General features: G+C 66.3%; 19 protein-coding genes. 10 read left to right on the top strand and 9 right to left on the bottom strand.

Annotated elements, in window-relative coordinates:
• Positions 1-241: 241 nt before the first annotated feature.
• From ACP7BH_RS08320 to ACP7BH_RS08305, 4 genes are all read left to right on the top strand, one after another.
• Entirely contained in the window at positions 242-643 is a 402-nt protein-coding gene (locus ACP7BH_RS08320) for a DUF6766 family protein (RefSeq protein ID WP_425982140.1), read from the top strand.
• Positions 636-2,732 (top strand): glycoside hydrolase family 65 protein, encoded by a 2,097-nt coding sequence (locus tag ACP7BH_RS08315; RefSeq protein ID WP_425982143.1) that lies wholly within the window; start codon positions 636-638, stop codon positions 2,730-2,732. Before ACP7BH_RS08320 ends, ACP7BH_RS08315 begins: the two co-directional genes overlap by 8 nt.
• 310 nt (positions 2,733-3,042) lie before the next feature.
• Complete coding sequence (locus tag ACP7BH_RS08310; RefSeq protein WP_372691258.1) at positions 3,043-3,546, top strand: ferritin-like domain-containing protein; 504 nt, start codon at positions 3,043-3,045, stop codon at positions 3,544-3,546.
• Positions 3,547-3,552: 6 nt separating this feature from the next.
• Complete coding sequence (locus ACP7BH_RS08305) at positions 3,553-4,158, top strand: cysteine hydrolase family protein (protein WP_425982145.1); 606 nt, start codon at positions 3,553-3,555, stop codon at positions 4,156-4,158.
• A gap of 13 nt (positions 4,159-4,171) precedes the next feature.
• Here the strand turns inward: ACP7BH_RS08305 and ACP7BH_RS08300 are convergent, their stop codons facing one another.
• Genes ACP7BH_RS08300 through ACP7BH_RS08290 form a run of 3 tightly spaced genes read right to left on the bottom strand, consistent with a single transcriptional unit; the run spans position 4,172 to position 6,953 of the window.
• Positions 4,172-5,152, bottom strand: coding sequence for an ATP-dependent DNA ligase (locus ACP7BH_RS08300; RefSeq protein WP_425982146.1), 981 nt, complete (start codon positions 5,150-5,152; stop codon positions 4,172-4,174).
• 11 nt (positions 5,153-5,163) lie between these two features.
• Complete coding sequence (locus ACP7BH_RS08295) at positions 5,164-6,339, bottom strand: zinc-dependent alcohol dehydrogenase (RefSeq protein WP_372691255.1); 1,176 nt, start codon at positions 6,337-6,339, stop codon at positions 5,164-5,166.
• A gap of 41 nt (positions 6,340-6,380) precedes the next feature.
• Entirely contained in the window at positions 6,381-6,953 is a 573-nt protein-coding gene (locus ACP7BH_RS08290; protein WP_425982149.1) for an SRPBCC family protein, read from the bottom strand.
• A 120-nt stretch (positions 6,954-7,073) separates the two neighbouring features.
• Here ACP7BH_RS08290 and ACP7BH_RS08285 point away from each other — a divergent pair, with 120 nt between their 5' ends.
• The gene (locus tag ACP7BH_RS08285) at positions 7,074-7,883 is read left to right on the top strand and encodes an SDR family NAD(P)-dependent oxidoreductase (RefSeq protein WP_425982151.1); all 810 of its coding nucleotides are present in this window, start codon (positions 7,074-7,076) and stop codon (positions 7,881-7,883) included.
• Between the two features lie 157 nt (positions 7,884-8,040).
• On the opposite strand, the gene ACP7BH_RS08280 is transcribed toward ACP7BH_RS08285, so the two are convergent.
• The 6 genes from ACP7BH_RS08280 to ACP7BH_RS08255 all read right to left on the bottom strand — a co-directional run bounded on the left by ACP7BH_RS08280 (position 8,041) and on the right by ACP7BH_RS08255 (position 12,763).
• Positions 8,041-8,634: a DNA-3-methyladenine glycosylase gene (locus tag ACP7BH_RS08280; protein WP_425982154.1), complete on the bottom strand. Its 594-nt coding sequence runs from the start codon at positions 8,632-8,634 to the stop codon at positions 8,041-8,043.
• Complete coding sequence (locus tag ACP7BH_RS08275; RefSeq protein WP_425982156.1) at positions 8,607-9,482, bottom strand: NAD(P)H-hydrate dehydratase; 876 nt, start codon at positions 9,480-9,482, stop codon at positions 8,607-8,609. The genes ACP7BH_RS08280 and ACP7BH_RS08275 overlap by 28 nt, the downstream gene beginning before the upstream one ends.
• Entirely contained in the window at positions 9,479-10,231 is a 753-nt protein-coding gene (locus tag ACP7BH_RS08270) for a histidine phosphatase family protein (protein WP_425982159.1), read from the bottom strand. The genes ACP7BH_RS08275 and ACP7BH_RS08270 overlap by 4 nt, the downstream gene beginning before the upstream one ends.
• Complete coding sequence (locus tag ACP7BH_RS08265; RefSeq protein WP_372691249.1) at positions 10,228-10,539, bottom strand: hypothetical protein; 312 nt, start codon at positions 10,537-10,539, stop codon at positions 10,228-10,230. The genes ACP7BH_RS08270 and ACP7BH_RS08265 overlap by 4 nt, the downstream gene beginning before the upstream one ends.
• A gap of 183 nt (positions 10,540-10,722) precedes the next feature.
• Entirely contained in the window at positions 10,723-11,418 is a 696-nt protein-coding gene (locus tag ACP7BH_RS08260; protein ID WP_372691248.1) for a Crp/Fnr family transcriptional regulator, read from the bottom strand.
• Positions 11,419-11,815: 397 nt separating this feature from the next.
• The gene (locus ACP7BH_RS08255) at positions 11,816-12,763 is read right to left on the bottom strand and encodes a manganese catalase family protein (RefSeq protein WP_425982160.1); all 948 of its coding nucleotides are present in this window, start codon (positions 12,761-12,763) and stop codon (positions 11,816-11,818) included.
• A gap of 857 nt (positions 12,764-13,620) precedes the next feature.
• Between ACP7BH_RS08255 and ACP7BH_RS08250 the strand changes: the two genes are divergently transcribed.
• The 5 genes from ACP7BH_RS08250 (at position 13,621) to glf (ending at position 20,423) form a co-directional block, all read left to right on the top strand.
• Entirely contained in the window at positions 13,621-14,814 is a 1,194-nt protein-coding gene (locus tag ACP7BH_RS08250; protein ID WP_425982162.1) for an alpha/beta fold hydrolase, read from the top strand.
• 291 nt (positions 14,815-15,105) lie between these two features.
• Positions 15,106-15,630: a hemerythrin domain-containing protein gene (locus ACP7BH_RS08245; RefSeq protein WP_425982165.1), complete on the top strand. Its 525-nt coding sequence runs from the start codon at positions 15,106-15,108 to the stop codon at positions 15,628-15,630.
• 21 nt (positions 15,631-15,651) lie between these two features.
• Positions 15,652-16,665, top strand: a complete 1,014-nt coding sequence (gene galE, locus ACP7BH_RS08240) for a UDP-glucose 4-epimerase GalE (protein ID WP_425982167.1) — start codon at positions 15,652-15,654, stop codon at positions 16,663-16,665.
• Positions 16,662-17,972, top strand: coding sequence for a hypothetical protein (locus tag ACP7BH_RS08235; RefSeq protein ID WP_425982169.1), 1,311 nt, complete (start codon positions 16,662-16,664; stop codon positions 17,970-17,972). Before galE ends, ACP7BH_RS08235 begins: the two co-directional genes overlap by 4 nt.
• Positions 17,973-18,071: 99 nt before the next feature.
• On the top strand, positions 18,072-20,423 hold the full coding sequence (glf, locus tag ACP7BH_RS08230) for a UDP-galactopyranose mutase (RefSeq protein ID WP_425982171.1): 2,352 nt from the start codon (positions 18,072-18,074) through the stop codon (positions 20,421-20,423).
• Positions 20,424-20,485: the final 62 nt, after the last annotated feature.

Here is a 20,485-nt window from a genome sequence, read left to right as displayed (position 1 = left end):
AGCAGAACCTTGGGGCGTGGGGCCCGGCTGATTCGGACTGACCAGGTCGGGACGGCGAACGCCGGAGCCTTCGTCTTCCTCCGAGCCGTTTGCGTATGGGCGGGGGATCTTTGTGTCAGTCATCGAGACTCTCCTCTCCTCGGAACAAAGCGGGGCGTCCGATGCGAGTTCCAATGTCGGCGAATGGACGAAGAAACTCTCCGGCTGCTTCAGCATTACGGCAACGATCACGGAGAGATCGATGAAACGCTATGCCTACGCCTGGATCACCCTGGGATTCTTCGTCATCTCGATTCTCGGCCACTGGCTGTTCGGCTGGTTCACCTATGTCGATGAGGCCCGCGAGCACGGACAGGCCGTCGAACTGACGCCTTATCTGATGATCATGGGGCGCGACACCTTCGAGAACTGGCAGTCGGAGTTCCTTCAACTGCTTTGGCAGGTCGTCGGCTTGGCCTATTTCCTCTACGTCGGCTCGCCGGCCTCCAAGGAGAACGACGACCGCACCGAGGCCAAGCTGGACGCCCTTCTGCAGCTGGTCGGCAAGGAGCGCGGCGAGGCCATCATCCGCGAGATCGACGAGACCCACGAGCGTCGGGGCGGCCACGCCAAAATCCATCTGGACCCGCCCGTCAATGCTTAGGACGCCGGATGTTCAGGCGACCACGCCCATCGATCCGCCCGAGGCGCAGGGCCCGCGCAACGGCGACCTGCCGGCCTATGTCGGCAACGGACTGATCGGCCTGCGCGTCCGGGAACAGCCGCTGCAGGCCGGGATGACCATCGTCAGCGGCTTCGCGGGCGAGCATCCCGAACGCCGGGTCGAGGCCGCCGCGCCTGCGCCCTATCCGCTGGCGGGGGATCTCGCGCTGAACAACGTCTGGCTCAGCGACCAGCCGTCCGCAGTGTCGCATCTGGCGCAGGCCTACGACTTCGCGACCGGGGAGTTGACCAGCGGCTTCCGCTATGAGGCCGCCGGCGTGGTCGCCAAGGTGGAGGTCGTCACCTTCGCCAGCCGGTCGGCCCCGTCCATCGTGCTGCAGGAGGTCACGGTTCGGGTCGATCAGGCCTGCGATCTGGCCTTGCGCGCCGTGGTCGAGACCGGGGGGCTGCGCGGACGGGTCGCCCGGCGCCGGACCGACACCCCCGGCGAGCCGGAACCGGCATGCGACGGGTCGCTGCTCTGGGAAGCGGAAGGCGCGCTCAGCACCTGCGGTTTCGCCCTGGCGACGGACCTCATCGGCGGTGACGCGGAGCGGGCGGTGCAGGCCTGGGACGCATCCGGGCCGCTGCGCACCGAATACAGGCTGCGCGCCCGGCCCGACCGGCCCGTCAGGTTGCGCCAGCTGGTCGCCATCCTGCCGTCGGTCCTTCACGACCGGCCCGACGAGGAAGCCCTTCGTCGCGTCGCCCGCGCCCAGGCGAGCGGATTCGACGCCCTGCGCCGGCGCAATCGCGAGGCCTGGGCCGAAATCTGGAAGGGGCGGATCGTCGTGCACGGCGCGAACCGCGAGCATCAGGCCCTGATCGACGCGGCGGTCTTCTACCTGAACTGCTCGACCCATGAAGCCTCGCCGTCGGCGACCTCGATCTTCGGCCTCGCGACCTGGCACGACTATAATTACTATTTCGGCCACGTGATGTGGGATGTGGACGCCTTCTGCGTCCCGCCGTTGCTGTTCTTCCAGCCCGATGCGGCCCGCGCCATCCTCGACTTTCGCACCCGGGGCCTGGACGCCGCCCGATCCAACGCCCGACTATCGGGACGGGAGGGTCTGCAATTCCCGTGGGAGGCGGCGCCGCTGTCGGGACAGGAGGCTTCGCCCGGGGGCGGCGACGGCGCCGCCCACGAGGATCACGGCTCCCTGCACACGGCGCGGGCTTTCGGCCTCTATGCGGACGTCACGGGCGACGAGACCTTCCTGAAAGAGGACGCCTGGCCGGTCCTGTCGGGGGTGGCGGACTGGATCGTCAGCCGCACGACCAGGACGACGCGCGGGCTGGAGATCCTGCGCGTCACGGGACCGGCCGAGGTGCCTGAGCCGCCGGACAACGACGCCTTCACCATCATGGCCGCGATCCAAGTCCTGCGTCGCGCGATCCGGGCGGCCGAGCAGATCGGACGGACGGCCCCGCCCGAATGGACGACGACAGCCGATGACCTGTACCTGCCGCTTCGGTCCGACGGGGTGATCGCCGCCCATGACGGCTTCCGGGTCTCGGAGCCCAAGGGCGCGACGCCGTCGCCGCTGGCGGGGCTCTTTCCTTACGACCACCCCGCGTCGGATCGGGAGCGACGCAACACCCTCGACTTCTACCTGCAGCATTGGGCCGAATACGTCGGCGCCCCGATGTTCCCGGCGCTGTACACGACCTGGGCGGCCATGGCTGGCGACCGCGACTTATCGCTCAAGCTCTTCGAGGAAGGCTACGCGGCCTACGACCAGGGGCGCTTCCACCAGTGCCTCGAATACCGCCCCGACCATCCCGACAGCCAGGTAAAGGCCGGTCCCTTCTTCGCCAATCTCGGCGGAATGCTGCTGGGTCTGATGCTCGGGCTGACCGGGCTCGTCATCGACGACGGCGATCCCCAGACCTGGCCGCGCCGTCCCGTGGTCCTGCCCAAGGGCTGGACCGCGATCGAGATCGGTCGGGTGTGGGTGAGGGGGCGGCCGATGCGACTTCTGGCGCGCCACGGCGCGGACCGGGCCGAACTGACGCCGGAGGTCTGATCGGGAACGGGCTCGACCGGGCAAGGGCTTTCCCCTGCAGGAGACCGAGATGGACCAGGACTCGACATCCCCCGATATCCGTCCCGCCGGCGGGACGTCCTCCGACGTCAACCGATTCCTTTGTCGGATGAGGAGCCGCATCGGCTAAATCTCTGAAGACCGAACGGAAAGCCGGCCGACAGGCCGAGCTCGGCCAGATCGTGCGGGGCGACGGGCCTTAGCCGGGTCTGATCGCCTCCGCCATCGGACATTGGAACACTTTCGCGGCGAACGGTTTTTACGGGTTCACCCTTTAACGTGGAGCGCCCAGATGGCTGAGAAGACCCTCGACAACCTGTTCTACGACACGCTCAAGGACATCTATTACGCCGAGCGCAAGATCGTGAAGTCGCTGCCCAAGATGGCGCGCGGCGCGAACTCGCCCGAGCTCAAGGCGGCCTTCGAGAAACACCGCGAAGAGACCGAAGGCCAGATCGAGCGCTTGCAACAGGTCTTCGAGATCATCGGCAAGCGCGCCATGGGCAAGACCTGCGACGCCATCGAAGGCATCCTCGCCGAAGGCGATGAGATTCTCGAGGAGTATGCGGGAACCGACGCGCTTGACGCCGGCCTGATTGCGGCGGCTCAGGCGGTCGAACACTATGAGATCACCCGCTACGGCACGCTGAAGCGGTGGGCGACCCTGCTCGGCTTCCATGACGCAGCAGCGCTTCTCGACGAGACCCTGCAGCAGGAATCGGCGACGGACGAAAGCCTGACGGCCTTGGCGGACGCCACCGCCAACGCGAAGGCCCAAGGGGCCGCAGCGGCCTGATCCGCCATGACGGACGGGCTGATCCGCGGCGCGATCCCTGAGAACGCCGTCCATCTCTGCATCGACATGCAGCGGATGTTCGCCGAGGACACCCCTTGGCGAACGCCGTGGATGGAGCGGGTGCTTCCAATCGTGCTCGGAATTTGTAAGCGCAAGTCCGAGCGGACGTGGTTCACCCGCTTCATGCCGGCTGCGGAGGTGGGGGAGGGTTGGGGAACCTGGCGCGGCTACTGGGAACGCTGGCCGGAGATGACGATCGAGCGGCTGGGCCCCGAGAGGGTGAATTTGATCCCAGACCTCGCGGCCTTCACGCCGCCGGCCCGTGTTCTGGACAAGCGGATCTATTCGCCGTGGCCGGGCACCGGGCTCGATGACGCCCTTCGCACCGGCGGCGTGGACACGGTGGTCGTCACCGGTGCAGAGACCGACGTCTGCGTTCTGGCCGCCGTTCTGGGGGCGGTCGATCTCGGGTACCGGGTGATCGTCGTCACGGATGCTTTGTGCAGTTCCTCCGACAAGAGCCATGACGCCCTGCTGGGTCTGTACCGCAATCGCTACGGACAGCAGGTCGAAACGGCGCAGAGCGCGGAGGTCCTCGCCAACTGGGCTTGAGGGAGGTTCCCCCTTAACTCTTCAGCTGCTCCATGCGGCACTGGCCTGGCGTCTTGTCAGGGCGGAAGCGCAACAGCTTCGTGCCGTGGCGGAAACGGTCGTCCGAAACCTGATCAAAGCCGACCTCGACCACGCGCTCGGGCCGCAGCGGTTCCCAGGCCGCCGACCGCTCGGTGGACCATCGGCTCGGCCCCCCGGGGGAACGACCGCTGAAGCCTTCACCGCCACGCAAGTCTTCCAGGTCGCGGGTCAGGGCGATCTTGTCGATGCCCGCGAAACCCGACGTATGGCCGACGTGGTTGAGTTTTCCTGCGTCGTCGTAGAGACCAAGGAGAAGCGAGCCGACGACCGGCGCGTTCGACGCATAGCGGAAACCGCCGACGACGCAGTCGGCTGTGCGGGCGCGCTTGACCTTGATCATGGCCCGCTCGCCTTCGAGGTAGGGGCCGGCCTTGGACTTGGCGATCACGCCCTCCAGTTTCCCTTGATCGAGCCAAGCCTGGGCCTGATCCCGATCTGTCGCGCCGAGTGTGAGCGTGAGTTCCGCAGACTGATGGCGTCGCAGGAACGTCTCAAGCCGAACATGGCGCTCGGACCAGGGCAACGACCGCAGGTCCGCGTCATCCACATCAACCAGCATGTCGAAGACGGCGAAGATCGCCGGTGTCTCTTGGGCGAGACGCCGGATTCGGCTCTCGGCGGGGTGCAGACGCGCCTGCAGCACCTCGAAAGAGAAGCCGTCGCCGTCGCTGGCCAGTAGTTCGCCGTCGAGACCGAACCGGGTTTCGGGCAGGGCGGCGAGACGTTCGACGACCTCGGGAAAGAAGCGGTTCAGCGACTTTCCGGACTTGGCGATCAGGTGAACCTGGCCGCCTCGCTTGAAGGCGAGGCAGCGAAACCCGTCCCATTTGGGCTCAAAGATCCATTCCGCCCCCTCGGGCAGATCCGGCCGAGACCGGGCCTCCATGGGGCGGGCGTCCAGATCAGCGCGCATGGGGGCAGGCCTCAGGGCTTCAGCACGACCTTGGTCCACTCATTCTGGTTTTCCTTGAAGTTCTTGTAGCCCTCGGCGGCCTGTTCCAGCGGCAGCCGGTGCGAGATCAGATCGGTGGTGTCGATCTTCCCGTCGAGGATCAGTTCGAGAAGCTGCGGCAGATAGTTTTGCACGTGCGTCTGGCCGGTCTTCAGAGTCAGGCCTTTCTCCATAAAAGCGCCGATCGGCCATTTGTCGGCGACGCCGCCATAGACGCCAGGGACCGAAACCGTGCCGCCCTTGCGCACCGCCATGATGGTCTCGCGCAGCACGTGAGGGCGGTCGGTGCCCAAGATCTTGGTCTCCTGCTTGATGGCGTCGACGATGTTGTCAGGCGAGAAGCCGTGCGCCTCCATGCCGACGGCGTCGATACAGCTGTCGGGCCCGATGCCGGCGGTCATCTCCATCAGGGCTTCGCGCACCTTGACCTCATGATAGTTGAGGACCTCGGCGCCGTTTTGCCTGGCCAGTTCAAGACGACGGGGATGGTGGTCGATGGCGATGACCCGGCCGGCGCCCTGAAGCAGCGCGCTCTTGATTGCGAATAGACCGACGGGGCCGCAGCCCCAGATCGCCACCGTGTCGCCGGGCTGGATTTGGGCGTTCTCGGCGGCCATCCATCCGGTGGGGAAGATGTCGGACAGGAACAGCACCCGTTCGTCCTCGATACCGTCCGGGATCTTGATCGGGCCGTAGTCGGAGTAGGGGACCCGGGCGTATTCGGCCTGGCCGCCGGCGTAGCCGCCGGTCAGATGCGAATAGCCGAACAGGCCCGCGACCGAATAGCCGTAGGCGATCTCGGTCGCATCCGCCTTGTCCGCCGGATTGGAGTTGTCGCACGCCGCCGGCATCCGATGATCGCAGAAGAAGCATTTGCCGCAGGCGATGACGAAGGGCACCACGACCCGGTCGCCGACCTTGAGCGTGGTGTTGGCGGGGCCGACTTCCTCGACCACGCCCATGAACTCATGGCCGAGGATGTCGCCGTTGGACATGCCCGGAATCATGCTGTCGTAAAGGTGCAGATCCGAGCCGCAGATGGCGGTGGCGGTGATCTTGATGATGGCGTCACGGGGATTGACGATCTGCGGGTCAGGCACAGTGTCGACCTGAACGTTGTGTTTGCCGTGCCATGTGAGTGCGCGCATGGGACTCTCGCTGTTAAGGGGGTGGGCGGGCGAACCCGGGATCAGAAGTGACGGCTGGCCCGAGGTGCGGCGTCGGGCGCCTTGGAGGTCGAGACCTCGCCGGTTTCCATCAGTTGCTTGAAGCGGCGGAGTTCGCGGCGGGCCTGGATGCGGGGCTCGCGCTGCATCACCTTGGCGACGACCTTGCCGATCGCGCCGGCGGGCGGGTCGTAGCTGATGAAGATGCGCACCTCCGTGCCCCGACCGAAGGCGTTGTCCTTGAACGCAATCCACCCTTCGTGATCGACGTCCGAGCCCTCGCTGGAGCGCCAGGCGATCCGCTCGCCGGGAATGTCCTCGGTGATCTCGGACACTAAATCGATCTCAGCGCCGGCGGGGCCGGCGATCGTCCACTGTGATCGGCCGCCGTCAAGAATCTCGACCGCCTTCACGTTTTCGGCGAAGGACGGCAGGTTCGTGAAGTCGCGCCAAAAGGCGTAGAGGTCTTGACGAGGCCGGTTGATCATGGCCGCACGGATGGTTGAAGCCGCGTGATCGCCCTCGACATTGTCATTGTCGATGAAGGCGGGGGAGGCGACATCGGCGTCGGTCGAAATTGGATCGGATGAGGACATGGGGGTGCTCCGTCTGGTCGGTTATCCAATCCGTCCGACGCGGCTGCGTTCCAGCGTCGCAATACGGAACCGGAGACGCGCGCATTCCCTTGTGCCGACAGAGCCAACCCGGAGCCTCGTATGTCCGATGATCAGCTGACGACTGCCGATGCTGTCCGCCCGCTCGCCGTGGTGACCGGCGCATCAACCGGCATCGGTTGCGAACTCGCCAAGCTTCTGGCCAGGGACGGGTTCGACCTGGTGGTCGCCGCCGATCGGCCTCTGACGGAGGCGAAGCCGGCGTTCGAGGCGCACGGCGCCCAGGTCGAAACGCTGCAGGCCGATCTTTCCACGGAAGACGGCGTCCAGTCGCTCTACGATCTTGTCGCGGGCCGCGCGGTCGATGTCCTGGCGGCCAACGCGGGCCATGGCCTGGGCCGAGGGTTTCTGGATCAGGCCTTCGACGACATTCTGCATGTCATCAACACCAACATCACGGGCACGACCCGGCTGCTGCATCTGATCGGCCGCGACATGCGCGCCCGGGGGCGCGGCCAAATCCTGCTGACCGGCTCGATCGCCGGGCTGATGCCGGGTTCCTTCGCCGCCGTCTACAATGCGTCCAAGGCCTATGTGGACAGTTTCTCGTTCGCCCTGCGTAACGAGCTGAAGGACAGCGGGGTCAGCGTCACCGTCCTGATGCCGGGGCCGACGGACACGGAGTTCTTCCACCGCGCCGGACAGGACGATACCGCGGTCGGTCAGTCCAAGTCGAAGATGGATCCCGCCAGGGTCGCCGAGATCGGCTATCAGGCGATGAAGCGCGGAGATGGCGACGTCGTCGCCGGGCTCGGCAACAAGGTCCAGGCCGCGATGGCGGCTGTCACACCCCAGTCCGTTCTCGCTGAAATGCATCGCAAACAGGCAGAGCCGAAGGGCTCGATCAGATAGGCGCGCCCTCTCCAGCAGGGCCTCGGAAGGGATCTCCTCGCCGCATGGACAGGTCTCGATGAGCCCGCTCTCGACGATAAGATCACGGTTTCGAGTCCACGTGACCGCCCTTTCGGCGTGGCCGGGTGAACGGGCCGCGCAGGATCGGATCCGGCTTTCATTCGGAAAACGGGCGACTGAGATAGGGCGAGCCGACTCTGCCAAACCGCCAGGGCGTCTCGACGCCGCGTCGAAGGCCGATCCGTGGGCCGACGAGGACCGGCTCGGGTTGACCAAGGTCAAGCGCAAACGGGGCGGCGGCGACCGGCAGGGCGTTGAACGCCCCCGTCACCCCGAGCGCCTGACAGAGGCGGCCGGGACCGGCGCAGAGGTCACGGGGGCGAACCGCGCCCCGGCGTTCGGCCATGACGTCCAGGTTCCAGAGAGGCTCGAGGGCGCGAATGAGGACGGCGCTGCCGGGTGTTGAGGCGTCGCAGACGATGTTGAGACACCAGTGCAGGCCGTAGATCCGGTAGACATAAGCCCGGCCGATCGGCCCGAACATCGGTGCGTTGCGCAGCGTCGGTCCCCGGAAACTGTGCGAGGCGGAATCGTGACGATCGTAAGCCTCGGTCTCGACGATGATCCCGCCCACGCCGTCGATTTTCAGACGAGCGCCGATCAGTCTGGCGGCGACCTCCGGCGCCGGACGGGTCAGCAGCGCTCCCAGGCCTGTGGGCGCGATCAGGACGGAGCGCCCGAGGCGGCGCACAGTCGCGCGAGCACGAACGGCAACCGACCCGGAAGGTCTCGCGCCAGGAAGCCCAGCGGTGCGCCGGCGGCGGCGAGGTCCGCCCCGGCTTGGGCATGGAGGACGACGCCCCAGAGGGCGGCGACCATAGGCGGGGCGCCCCTCGCGAGAATCCCCCCGATCGCCCCCGCCAGGACATCGCCAGAACCCGACGTGCCGAGGCCTGCCACGCCCCCGTCATGGCGCCAGGCCGCGCCATCGGGGGATACCACGAAGGTCGTCGCTCCCTTCATGACCACCACGGACCGGAACATGGCCGCCGCTTCACGGGCGGCGCCGAGCGGATCGGCCCGGATGTCGTCCTTGGCCCGATTGAGGATTGCGGCCATCTCGCCGGCGTGAGGCGTCATGACGGTCCGGCCGCCGGCAAGCAGGGCGAAGGCGTCGGCCTCGCTGTAAAGAGGCAAGGCGCCGGCGTCGATCACGGCCGGCACGGCGGGAGCCCCGTCCAGCAACCTCGACGCCAGGCGCCGCCGGGCCTTGCCGGTGTCCATGCCCGGCCCGAGCACGAGAGCCGAGGCCTTGACGGCCTGTTGAATCAAAGGGGAGGCGCTCATCGCTCCCGCAATGACGATCCGGGCCTCCGGCACAGCCACGGCGATCGCGGCGGCCGAGGCGCGGTCGGCCCGGATCTGCAGCTTGCCCGCCCCGACGCTCAGGGCGGCGACGCCGGCGAGGATCGCCGCGCCCGCCATCACGGCTTCGCCGCCGACGACCAAGACCGCGCCGCGGTCTTCCTTGTCGCCGTCCGCAGGAAGCTCGGGGAGGGGATGATGGGACAGGGCCGCGGCGTCGAGGGGCGTCGTCATCGCGCGGCGACCTTGGCGTCCGGCGCGGAGGTCACCGGCGCCCCCTCGTCTTCCAGCGGCGCGACGAAGTTGTAGACCTCGAGCGTCAGACCGCCCTCGCGGTTTCGCGAATAGGTCGTCACCCCGCAGTTGGCGACATCGCCCTCGGCGTCGATGGCGAGGATCTCGGTCTCGGTCAGTCCTTCCAGCAGATAGCGCAGGCACAGGACCACGACCTGGTGGCCGACGATCAGGACGCGTTCGTCGCGATGATGCAGGCTGAGGGTGTCGAGCGCCGCCCGAAGCCGGAGAATGACATCGCACCAGCTCTCCCCGCCCGGTGGTCGATGGTAGAATTTGCCCAGGCGACGGCGGGCATCGGCCTGTTCGGGGTAACGGGATTCGATGCCCTGGCTCGTCAACCGATCCAGCACGCCGAATTCGCGTTCGCGCAGGCGTTCGTCGATACTGAAGGCGAGATCGGCCTTGGCGAGCCCCCCGGCTGCGGCGATCGCGGTCGCGGTCTGCTGCGCTCGCAGATAGGTCGAGGTCAGAACGACAGTGGGGCGCTCGGCCTTGGGCAGGGCCGCGAACCAACGGCCCAGAGCCTCGGACTGCACCTGCCCCAAATCGCTGAGCGGCACATCGACATCTCGGGTATCGAGATCGATCTCCCCGAGGCCGGCGGCGTGGGCACGATCGCGGGCGACGTTGCCTGCGCTTTGCCCATGCCGGACGATCCAGAGACGGGTGGGCCACGGAGACGTCACGCCGTCGGCTCTCGGGTCGCCGAAGGGGTCTGGAGGAGTGCGACGACATCCTGGAACAGGTCCGTTGCGGTACGGTCGTCCAAGGCCTCGATGTCCACCTCGCCGATCGCAGCGTCCAGGCGTCGGATCATGTCTCCGCAGTCGGGCGGCGCAGAACCGGTGTCGTCGACCGCCCATCCGGCGATGGCGGCAATTGTCTGGAGCGATTCCTGTTCAGAAATCCGAGCGCCGTCCAGCAGGGCGACGGCGGCGATCTCCCGGATTTCCCTCAGGGCGCGGCGGCAGGCCAAGGCGTCTTTTGCGGTCATGAGAGTGCAACACCTCTGCAAGCCCACGGTTCACGTCAGGGTGCACGGCGGAGGATGGTCCGCCCGTTGGAACAGGCGCATACGGTCTTGGCGTCGGGAGCCCCTGAAGCCCGGGGGGCGGATAGGCGGGCGCGTGCTTGGCTGCGGCCCGGCCCGCCAGCCTTCGAACCTCGCGGCGCAAGCCTAGCGCCCCCTCCGCCACCGGGTGCTGCCGATCGTCTCGTAGCATTCACAGGTCTGCCGGAGCAGGGCGTCTCGATTGAGGATCCGGAGCCGACCTCGACGGCTTTGCACGGCTTCACTTTCCGAAAAAGCGCGAAGGACGCTGTTGATGGTCGTGCGCTGGGCGCCGAGCAAGTCGGCCAGATCTTCCTGCTTCAGGTCGTACTCGTCACGTCCCGTCCGATCCTGCGTCATGAGCAGCCAGCGCGCCAGGCGGGCGGGCACGGGGTGTAGAGCGTTGCAGACGGCGTTCTGGGCGGCCTCGATCTGGTTGTAGTGGGTGAGGCTGAGAAGAAGCTGTTGAAGGTGAGGGCTTGCATCCGCACGCTCCCGGAAGGCCGCTGTCGGGATCATCAGGGCTAAACCCTCGACCGCGACCAGCAGGTCCCAGCCGATCGGTTCGTCAGCCATGAAGGCCGCCAGCCCGGTCACGCCCTCGCGTCCCACATTGCTCGCCATCGACATCATGCCGTTGGCGAGGTGGATGACGTTGCTGATGTCCGAGTCGATCGGGAGGAAGACACGATCGACCGCATCGCCGCGCTGGAGGAGAACGTCGTCTTTCGGGAGATGGGACAGGACTGCGGTCCGGCCCAGGATGACCTTGTCTTCGTCGTTCATTGCGGCCCACAGGCCGTTGGCTTCCGCCGTTTTCATGCCGCCCCGCTCTCCACGACGTCCACCCCGACCGGTGAGCCGGTATAGGAGTCGCGCCTGGACTTCTGTCGCCTCCACGACATAAGCCTCGCGCGCCGCGAGAGTTGCGAGCGCATGTCGGGTGATAGGCTGCAGAACGACGCACGTCGCGCCAGGAACGCCTTGCGACGTCGGCTTTCACCAACCGTCGCCTGGAACGGAAGCCAAGTCGACCTCCGGAGACAGATAGAACGAATTTGCGGTCAAGGCGGGACGGCAGACGCTTCGCTTGGATGCCGATCTAGGACACCTTCATTTCTGAAGCGCCACGGCGAGCCGCGGACTGATCGGCCTCCAGGCAGTCCAGCCTGCGCCGTTGAGGAGACCGGCGCCCCTGCGCCGGCCCCCCCCCGCTCGGTCAGAGGGCTTTCGCCTGGGCCGCGGCCTCCTGGATGTCTGCCGCCCCCCCGAAATCCTCATCGGTGACTCGCCCCGCGCCGGGGCCGGCCCCCAGATCAACGCCCGTCTCCGCATCCACAGCCGGATCGGACTGGGTTCGCTCTGCGAGTTTATCGACGACCCCTTGCGTCTTCTTGTCGAGTCCAACCGACGCGCCGCCGTCGCCATCATCGGCCGGCATGACCTGATCCAGGTCGTCGATACGATCCCACTGTTCGCCGCTGTTCCACGGCCCGTCGACGTCGCCTTCGCCCTGGGAGGTGTTGACGTACATGTTGGCGAAGCGCTCGATGCCCGGCAGCTTGCCCGGCGGAAAATTGTCCTCGATGGCGTAGAGCGCCTTCTCGAACGATTTCTGGTGCGCGATCTCGCGCGTCATCAAGAAGCCAAGCGCATCCTTGATCCCGGGATCGTCGGTGATGTTGATCAGCCGCTCGTAGACGATCTTCGCGCGGCTTTCCGCAGCGATGTTGGATCGCAGGTCGCAGGTCGGATCGCCGCGGCTGTCCACATAGGCGGCGGTCCAAGGCACCCCGGAAGAGTTGGTCAAGGAAGGGCCCCCGCCGTAGAGCAGCGATTGAGTGTGGCTGTCGCCGCCGGCGTTCAGGGCCATGTAGAGCTCGGCTTCCGCCATCGACGCTTCGGCGAGCTGACCCTTGATGCCGGTGTTCAACATGGCGATGATCGACCCGATCACCTCGAGGTGGCTGAGCTCCTCCGTCGCAATATCGATGAGGAGGTCCTTGCGGCCGGGATCGAGCTCGCCCAGACCTTGGGTGAAGTAGCGCATCGCGGCGGAAAGTTCGCCGTCCGGTCCCCCGAACTGCTCAAGGAGCAGCGATGCCAGCGCCGGATTGGGCTCAGCGACCCGTACCGTATACTGTAGCCTCTTGTTGTGCATGAACATTGAGATCGTCCTTTAGGGATAAGCTATGAATCTCACGCAACAACCCCTTTGGTTCGCCAGTCGTTCCAGTAACCAGGCATGGATTTGTTGGCTTGGCCGCTATTCATGCGAATGTCGGCTCGGCGACATTTGACTGAAGCAGAGGAATGCGGACTGGCATGGTGATGAATACTCTATGCGAGAGTCGTCCTCACGACTCTGGAACGCCCACGTTTCGAGCTCGTTTGCACGCACGTTGTGTTGATCCGGCGCGGTCTCGGATCACGCCCCTTGCGCCGCTGTGAGGCCCAGCCGATCCAGCTGACGCGGGGGAGTGTGCCCGAGGCGACGCAGCGTGCTTCACCCCCGGGGTTTAGAAAGGCATCACCCTCTGTCCGGTGACATCGATCGGACCGCCTCGGGCGTTATCACAGTGTAGAGGACCGCTTGAGCGGCGTCGCAAAGAACGGGTCCTGTAACGGAGGCTGGCGGCGATATCCGCTGCGGCGTGCGCCAGGATCAAGGCCTCGCCTCGCGGGTCAAGGCCTCGCCCTCGCCGATAAGGACATCGCGACCGTCGAAGTTTTCGGCTTGAGGCGTTCCTCCCCAGAGTCTGCGCCGAGCAAGATCGGAGCGACGGCCCGCAGGGGAAGGCCGGGTTGAGTGTGCAGGCCTCCCGAACGCTTTTCCGGAGCGCCGGCTACGGGCCCGACCCGCCTCCCTCGCCGAAGCGTCTCGCCATGGCGGAGACTGTCGGGCCCATCCTGTGGGCGGAAGAGGGGATGGATGGCTGTTTCTGTCGCCAAGACGACATTGGAACGCGGCCGATGGGGCGGCATTTGCCCTGTGCCGCAACGACCGCGCTGTCAGGACGTCCCATGCCCCTCATCCCTCTCGTGCGGGCGTTGCTCTCGCTCTTCGGCTTTCTCATTCTCGCCCTTGTCGCCTACCTCCTCTGGACCTGGTGGCGGGGCGACGTCCTGCTGGACCCCTCGGGCGTTCCCCTGCGCGTGCGCGAGGACTGGCGCCTTTGGCTCGCCGTAGGCGTGGTGGGCTGGAGCCTGGGGGGGCGAGCCTTCGCTCTGCTTTTCCTCGCGAAAGCCGATATCGAACCCACGCGGGCGCATCGGGGCGCGGGCGTTATGACGACCAGTCCAACCGGGGCTGAACTCTATGTCGAGAGCGAGGGCGGGGAAGACGGGCCCGTGGTCATCGTCACCCACGGCTGGGGACTCGACAGCACCATCTGGCACTCTCTGAAGCACCGGCTCGGCGCCGAGCGGAGCCTCGTCCCTCATCGTCTCGTCACCTGGGATCTGGCGGGGCTCGGCCAATCCAAAGCGCCTCCGACGGGCGAAATCGCCATCAAGAACTTCGCGACCGACCTGGCGCACCTGATCGAAAAGGCGGCGCCGCGGCCCGTTCTTCTGATCGGGCACAGCATCGGCGGCATGACGATCCAGACGCTCGTCCGCGATCATCCCGCCCTGTTCCACGCGCGCGTGACGGGCGTCGTGCTGCTCAACACGACCTATACGAATCCATTGCGGACCATGGTGTTCAGTCCGTTGATGATGGCGCTGCGCCGCCCCCTTCTGGAGCCCATGTTCAAGCTGACGGTGCTGTTCGCGCCTCTGGCCTGGTTGAGCGCCTGGCAATCCTACCTGAACGGAACCGCGCATCTCGCCAACCGTCTGCAGTTTGGCCAAGCCGTGACACGCAGCCAGCTTGAGCATACGACGTTGCTGGGGACGCGCAATTCGCAGGCGGTTCTCGCCAAGGGCAACCTGGCGATGTTCGACTGGGACGCCTCAGGGGCCATCGCGGCCGTGGCGTGCCCGGTCTTGGTCATTGGCGGGACTCTCGACCTGATCACGAAGCTGGAGGCCGGCGAAACGTTGGTCGAAACCGCGTCCGCTGGATCCCTGGACCCGGTCACAGGCGTCAATCACATGGGGTTTCTCGAGCGGGATCATCATTACAACGGACGCATCGCGGCCTTTGTCGCCGAGAGCGCTCAGGATCGGCCGCTTGATCGCGTCGATGCGAGCGCCTCGCTCAATCTCTCCTGATGCCCAGATACACCTTGTCGACCGTTCGGAACGGCCGTTCGGTCTCTGAAGAAAGCCTGCGCGCCATGACGGATGAGCAGGCGCGAGGACAGGCTCAGCTACGATTGGCACGGGTCATCCCCGGGGATGTTCTGGTCCTCACACTCGCCGGAACCGAATGCGGACGGTGGGGGCCGAGACGCGCCGGCTGACGGCGCGGCGACTGAGAACGGCGCGCTTCGAGTCGGGACGCCGACACAGGAACCATCAATCGATCCGTCGCTTAGCCCTTGAAGTTGGACGGAGAAAACAATGTCTGTGATCGACAAGCTCATGGCGGCGGTGACGCCCTTGCCGGACGCGGAAAAGCGTGCGGACGCAACGGCGGAGGCGCGCGCTGCTGCGAAGCCCGGCGACTGGCTGACGCTGGTTCTGGACCACCACGATCTCATCCGCGACGCGTTCGCGACGGCGCGGGCCGCGCGGTCGGCGGCGGAGCGCAAGACCGCCTTCAAGGCCCTGGCCCTGGTGCTGAACGGCCATTCGCTGGCGGAAGAAATCGTGCTGTATCCCGCGCTCGGGAAGGCCGACCATAAGGCGCACGCCGCCCAGGCGTACCTCGAGCAGACCGTAGCCAAGACCCAGATGGCGGAGCTGGAGCGCATCCCGGCGTCCAAACCCGAGTGGCTGGACAAGCTTGAACATATCGAGGGGGCGGTCCTGACCCACATGTTCGAAGAGGAGTCCGGCTGGTTTCTCGATCTTCGGAACCAGGCGGATGATTCCGCTCTGCTGACGGCGCGCTACGCCGAGGAATACGAAAGATACGTCGGATGATGGCGGGAGGATTCAACCGTCATGGCTGCTGACCGGATCCTCGTGACGGGGGGCGCGGGCTATATCGGCTCTCACACGTGCAAGGCCCTGTCACAGGCCGGGTACCAGCCGGTCGTTTACGACGATCTCAGCAACGGACACGAAGGGGCGGTGCTGTGGGGACCGCTGGTCCAGGGCGATGTGCGCGATGCGGAACGCCTCACGAAGGCGATGAGCGACAACAGAATCGTGGGGGTCATCCACTTCGCCGGACTGATCGAGGTGGGCCGATCGATGCATCGTCCGGACCTCTACTGGGATCACAATGTCAACGGCGTGGCCGCCGTGCTGTCCGCCATGCGGCACACGGGCGTGGGACGACTGATCTTCTCGTCCACGGCCGCCGTCTATGGAACGCCATCGACGTCCGGCCTGCTTCAGGAAACGGACCCGCTCAATCCGATCAACCCTTACGGCGACAGCAAACTGGCGGGAGAGCGGATGATCGCCGCCCACTGCGCCGCCTTCGGACTGGAGTCGGTAGCGCTGCGCTATTTCAACGCGTCAGGCGCGGACGCCGAGGGTCAGATCGGGGAAGCGCACAATCCTGAGACCCATTTGATCCCCCTTGCCATCGAGGCGGCCTTGGCGGGCGGGCGACCGTTGACCGTGTTCGGTGACGACTTCGCCACCCCGGACGGGTTCTGCGTTCGCGATTACATTCATGTGGCGGACCTGGCGCGGGCCCATGTGCTGGCGCTCGGTCTGGACAGGATCGACCGCGGTTTCGAGGTGATGAATCTCGGCCGAGGCGTCGGGGCGTCGGTCGTCGAGGTGATCAAGGCGGTGGGCGCAGCCTGTGGCCGGCCGCCTGTCTATGAGGTCGGCCCGCGCCGGGCGGGCGATCCGCCGGTGCTCGTCGCCGATCCGTCGCGGGCGGCGGCGCGGCTGGGTTGGCGACCGGAGTTCGACGATCTCCAGACGATCATCGCTACAGCCGTCGCCTGGCGCAGGAATCGGCGCTTCGGCGCTTCCATCCTGCCGAACGCCGCATGACCGGCTGCGGACCCGTGCTTTGGGGCGGACCCGAATGCACGCTCAACCGGATTGGGGATGTGTGGCGCGATCAGACGCGACTGAGCGGCCATCACGACCGGATCGACGATCTCGACCGGTTCGCCGAACTGGGTCTGGAGGTCCTGCGCTATCCGGTGCTCTGGGAGAGGACCGAAACCGCGCAGGGCGTCTGGGATTGGACGTGGCCAGACCTGCGCCTGTCGCGGCTGAGATCTCTAGCCGTGCAGCCCATCGTCGGGCTTCTGCATCACGGTTCTGGACCGGCCTGGACCGATCTCCTTGATCCGGGCTTCGCGGAGGGGCTGGCGCGCCATGCGGCCCGCACCGCCGAACGCTATTCATGGGTCCGGGACTGGACGCCGGTGAACGAGCCGCTGACGACCGCGCGGTTCAGCGCCCTCTACGGCCATTGGTATCCGCACCGGACCGACGAACGCGACTTCTGGCTGGCGCTGCTGAACCAGATCGATGCGACGCGACTGTCGATGAAGGCGATCCGGCGCGTGAATCCTGAGGCCAGGCTGGTGCAGACCGAGGACTTCGGCGCGACCTACGGCACAGCGCCCTGCGCGTCCCAGGTCCGGTTCGAGAATGATCGCCGACTGATGACCTGGGACCTTCTGTGCGGCCGGGTGACGGCGGGTCATCCCCTGTTCCCGCGTCTGGTGTCGTTCGGCCTGGGCGACAGGCTCGCCGTCATTTCCGAAGACCCGTGCCCGCCGGACGTGATCGGCATGAACCACTATGTGACGAGCGACCGCTTCCTCGATCACCGGCTTGATCGCTACCCGCCGGCGTCGCACGGCGCGAACGCTGAACTGGCCTATGCCGATGTGGAGGCGGTCAGGGCGATGTCGCCGCGACTTGGCGGCTGGCGCGATCATCTATTGAGGCTTTGGGACCGGTACGGCCTGCGTCTGGCCGTCACGGAATGCCATATCGGGGCGGAGCCCGATGAGCAGATCCGTTGGTTCCACCAGTGCTGGCGAGCGGCGAGCGACCTGTCGGCCGAGGGCGTGACGATCGAGGCCGTGACGACCTGGTCCCTGCTCGGCGCGATCGACTGGGACAGCCTCCTGACCCGGACGCAGGGTCGATACGAGGCTGGCGCGTTCGACGTCTCCTCCGGCCAACCCGTCGCTGGGGACTTGGCGCGATGGCTCACGGGATTGGCTCGGCGAGAGGCGAGCGATCCTCCCGCAGGCGGGGGGTGGTGGTCGCATGAAGAGCGAAGATGCTTCCATCCCGAGATCGATGATCCGCCGGATGGCGTTCTCGCCGCCTGACCCCCCGACCTTTCGGGACCGCCCCGGTCCCGCAAACGCCAACCCGGCCGTAAGGCCACGGCGACCGCCTCGCGGGCGCCAGAACCAAGGATCCCTATGATGATCATCGCCTCCGAAGACCGCCCCGCCGCCGGCGCAGAGGTCATCGACCTCGCCCCCTCGGCCCGCCGCGATCCGATCGTGTGTTTTTCTCATCTGCGCTGGGACTTCGTTTTTCAGCGCCCGCAGCATCTGATGACGCGGTTCGCCCAATCGAGGGCGGTCATCTATTTCGAAGAACCGATCCCTGAGGACGGTCCTCAGCCCTGGGTGCAGACGCGCGTCTGTCCGATGAGCGGCGTCGTCATCGCCACGCCCCGGGTGCCGAATGGCCTGTCCGAACCCGCGAGGCAAGAGCGACTCAAGGCCTTGCTCGACGGACTGCTGACCGAGCAAGGCGTCGTCCGGCCGGTGCTCTGGTACTATACGCCGATGATGCTGCCGTTCTCGCGGCATCTGCAGCCTGCGGCGGTCGTCTATGACTGCATGGACGAGCTCGCCAACTTCCGCTTCGCCCCGCCCGGGCTTCGTCCTCTGGAGCAGGAGCTGATCGCCACGGCCGATGTGGTCTTTACCGGCGGCTACAGCCTCTACGAAGCCAAGGCCCACCTGCACGCCAATATCCACCCCTTCCCCTCGAGCGTGGATCGGGCCCATTTCGCCCAGGCCCGCGACGTCCCGTCGAACGCGACGCCGACCCTGGGCTTCTACGGCGTCATCGACGAACGGATGGACCTCGACCTGATCGCTGCGGTCGCCGACGCGCGGCCGGACTGGACCTTCGTCATGGTCGGCCCGGTGGTGAAGATCTCGGAGGACGATCTGCCGCGTCGCCCCAACATCGATTATCCTGGCGGACGTTCCTACGACGCCTTGCCGGCCGAACTCGGCCGCTGGCACGTCGCCCTGATGCCGTTTGCGGTCAATGACTCGACCCAGTTCATCAGTCCCACGAAAACGCCTGAGTATCTGGCGGGGGGCCGGCCTGTCGTTTCGACCCCGATCCGCGACGTCGTGCGCCACTACGGCGATCTGGACGCCGTCGCCATCGCGGCGACCCCGGAAGCCTTCGTCGCCGCCTGCGAGACCGCCCTGGTCCTGGCCGGCGACAGAACGGGTCAATGGCTGACCGAGGCGGACGCCGCCTTGGCGGATCTGTCATGGGACCAGACCCACATCCGCATGAGCGCCCTTGTCGATCGGGCCGCCACCGCGCGGGGCGCGACGTTGGCGACGCGGGCGACCCGCCCCGCGCGTCGCGACCACTACGACGCCCTGGTCGTCGGGGCGGGCTTCGCCGGTTCCGTCCTGGCCGAACGGTTGGCGGCGGACGCAGGCATGAGCGTTCTGATCATCGATCGACGGCCGCACATCGGCGGCAACGCCTATGACCGCCTCGATGAGGCGGGGGTGCTGATCCACGAATATGGCCCGCATATCTTCCACACGAATTCGGCCGACGTCTTCGCCTATCTGTCGCGTTTCACGCGGTGGCGTCCCTATGAGCATCGGGTGCTTGCGCAGGTCGGCGACAAGCTGGCGCCTATGCCGATCAATCGGACGACGCTGAACATCCTGTATGATCTCGACCTGCAGACGGACGAAGCCGCAGCGCAATTCTTGGCCGCGCGTGCGGAGCCGGTCGAGAAGGTGCGGACCAGCGAGGACGTGGTCGTCTCGGCCGTCGGCCGCGAGCTCTATGAGACCTTCTTTCGAGGCTATACGCGAAAGCAGTGGGGCCTGGACCCCTCGGACCTCGACAAGTCGGTGACGTCACGCGTCCCGACCCGGACCAGCACCGACGACCGCTACTTCACCGACACCTTCCAGGCGATGCCGCTGGAGGGTTACACCCGAATGTTCGAGCGCATGCTCGACCACGAAAACATCCGCGTCGAGACGGGCGTCGACTATCGCGACATCGTCGATGAGGTGACCTTTGATCGCCTGATCTATACTGGACCGATCGACGAGTTCTTCGATCACTGCCATGGACCCTTGCCCTACCGCTCGCTGCGCTTCCAGCATGAGACGCTGGACCGGGAGCAGTTCCAGTCCGTCGCGACCGTCAATGCGCCGGCCGAGGCGACGCCCTACACCCGGGTCACCGAATACAAGCATTTGACGGGCCAGGTGCATCCCAAGACCAGCGTGACCTACGAATATCCGACGGCCGAGGGCGACCCCTATTATCCAATCCCGAGAGCGGAGAACCAGGCTCTTTTCAAGCGATACGAGGCGATGGCCGAAGGGCGCTCTGACGTGGTCTTCGCTGGACGTCTTGCGACCTACCGCTACTACAACATGGACCAGGTCGTGGGTCAGGCGCTGGCGACCTATCGCAAGATGGATAAACGCCGACGGGGCGGCGTTGGCCTTGTGTCCGAGGGGGGCGTTACAGCGCGTGTCTAGATCGCGTCGTAACGCCCAGCTTCGTCCAGTGCGGCTCCCACGCCGTTGCGGCCCGATGTTGG

Origin of the sequence: Brevundimonas sp. TWP2-1 (genome assembly GCF_049897645.1) — a bacterium.
Classification (GTDB): domain Bacteria; phylum Pseudomonadota; class Alphaproteobacteria; order Caulobacterales; family Caulobacteraceae; genus Brevundimonas.
Note: the sequence above shows the minus strand (reverse complement) of the source record. Positions and strands in the feature narration are given on the sequence as shown.

Bases quoted from the DNA above. Each gene is read 5' to 3' on its own strand.
- ACP7BH_RS08320 (WP_425982140.1), top strand. From the start codon at position 242: ATGAAACGCTATGCCTACGCCTGGATCACCCTGGGATTCTTCGTCATC.
- ACP7BH_RS08315 (WP_425982143.1), top strand. From the start codon at position 636: ATGCTTAGGACGCCGGATGTTCAGGCGACCACGCCCATCGATCCGCCC.
- ACP7BH_RS08310 (WP_372691258.1), top strand. From the start codon at position 3,043: ATGGCTGAGAAGACCCTCGACAACCTGTTCTACGACACGCTCAAGGAC.
- ACP7BH_RS08305 (WP_425982145.1), top strand. From the start codon at position 3,553: ATGACGGACGGGCTGATCCGCGGCGCGATCCCTGAGAACGCCGTCCAT.
- ACP7BH_RS08300 (WP_425982146.1), bottom strand. From the start codon at position 5,152: ATGCGCGCTGATCTGGACGCCCGCCCCATGGAGGCCCGGTCTCGGCCG.
- ACP7BH_RS08295 (WP_372691255.1), bottom strand. From the start codon at position 6,339: ATGCGCGCACTCACATGGCACGGCAAACACAACGTTCAGGTCGACACT.
- ACP7BH_RS08290 (WP_425982149.1), bottom strand. From the start codon at position 6,953: ATGTCCTCATCCGATCCAATTTCGACCGACGCCGATGTCGCCTCCCCC.
- ACP7BH_RS08285 (WP_425982151.1), top strand. From the start codon at position 7,074: ATGTCCGATGATCAGCTGACGACTGCCGATGCTGTCCGCCCGCTCGCC.
- ACP7BH_RS08275 (WP_425982156.1), bottom strand. From the start codon at position 9,482: ATGACGACGCCCCTCGACGCCGCGGCCCTGTCCCATCATCCCCTCCCC.
- ACP7BH_RS08265 (WP_372691249.1), bottom strand. From the start codon at position 10,539: ATGACCGCAAAAGACGCCTTGGCCTGCCGCCGCGCCCTGAGGGAAATC.
- ACP7BH_RS08260 (WP_372691248.1), bottom strand. From the start codon at position 11,418: ATGAAAACGGCGGAAGCCAACGGCCTGTGGGCCGCAATGAACGACGAA.
- ACP7BH_RS08255 (WP_425982160.1), bottom strand. From the start codon at position 12,763: ATGTTCATGCACAACAAGAGGCTACAGTATACGGTACGGGTCGCTGAG.
- ACP7BH_RS08250 (WP_425982162.1), top strand. From the start codon at position 13,621: ATGCCCCTCATCCCTCTCGTGCGGGCGTTGCTCTCGCTCTTCGGCTTT.
- ACP7BH_RS08245 (WP_425982165.1), top strand. From the start codon at position 15,106: ATGTCTGTGATCGACAAGCTCATGGCGGCGGTGACGCCCTTGCCGGAC.
- galE (WP_425982167.1), top strand. From the start codon at position 15,652: ATGGCTGCTGACCGGATCCTCGTGACGGGGGGCGCGGGCTATATCGGC.
- ACP7BH_RS08235 (WP_425982169.1), top strand. From the start codon at position 16,662: ATGACCGGCTGCGGACCCGTGCTTTGGGGCGGACCCGAATGCACGCTC.
- glf (WP_425982171.1), top strand. From the start codon at position 18,072: ATGATCATCGCCTCCGAAGACCGCCCCGCCGCCGGCGCAGAGGTCATC.